Source organism: Enterobacter sp. SECR19-1250 (assembly GCF_013391025.1).
GTDB classification, from domain to species: Bacteria; Pseudomonadota; Gammaproteobacteria; order Enterobacterales; family Enterobacteriaceae; genus Enterobacter; species Enterobacter cloacae.
This window is the reverse complement of the sequence record NZ_JACASJ010000295.1, coordinates 1-762: the sequence shown is the minus strand read 5'-3', so window position 1 is coordinate 762 and position 762 is coordinate 1. Positions and strand designations below refer to the sequence as shown.

Below are 762 nucleotides of genomic sequence, written 5' to 3'. Positions count from 1 at the left end.
GAAATGACTGAGTCAGCCGAGAAGAATTTCCCCGCTTATTCGCACCTTCCTTAGCGGGAAGTGGAGTGAGGGAGATTTAACATATTTTCAGGGTGATTTATATCAGCTTGCTGAACTTCCAAAGCGTATACCGCGTTATGAACTGGATTTAAGCGTTCGGGTTGAGAAAGGCGAACGTCCTGTTATTACCGGGATTTATTTGCCGGATGTCGAACAGGCACCCGCCCAGTTGCTTTATCCCGGGGTAAAATACGGTAACCCACCCACCTGTCGGCAGGGAGTAAAACGCAGTGAATGGGTGGATGAAAAAACAGGAAAGCGTGATTATAACTGGGATGAAACCCGCTGGGCAGAAACTGGCTGGACGTTAATCCGTCGGATGGAAGGTGAATATCTGGACGTGCCGCCGGAAGGTTTTTTCCCCAATAAAACACCGGACGAGTTATACAACTGGCCGGAACGGGAAAAAGACTATATTACCCGTGAAGGCGAATATATCAGCGCCTGGTCGGGAGAGTTGAGTCCTCATTCCGGCGACTGGTCGGTGTTTACCGGTAGCGAGATGAAATACGTTTCTGTCGGACAGGGGCAGGCGCTGCCTTATCTGACCGGTGCCAACGATTCGCCGCAGCGAGTCTGCTGGACGCTGTTAAAACGTGACGATAATGGTTCTGTGTTTAGGACGAAATAAAATGGCAATACTTCATCCGCTGGAATGCTATCTGCTGGAACAGTTCAGTTCCCCGGCGCACTTTGCTGCCA

At 50.3% G+C, this 762-nt stretch carries 1 protein-coding gene; it reads left to right on the top strand.

The window, feature by feature from the left end; all coding sequences use genetic code 11:
* Window positions 1-199: 199 nt before the first annotated feature.
* The gene (locus HX884_RS26685; protein ID WP_178329054.1) at window positions 200-691 is read left to right on the top strand and encodes a hypothetical protein; all 492 of its coding nucleotides are present in this window, start codon (window positions 200-202) and stop codon (window positions 689-691) included.
* Window positions 692-762: the final 71 nt, after the last annotated feature.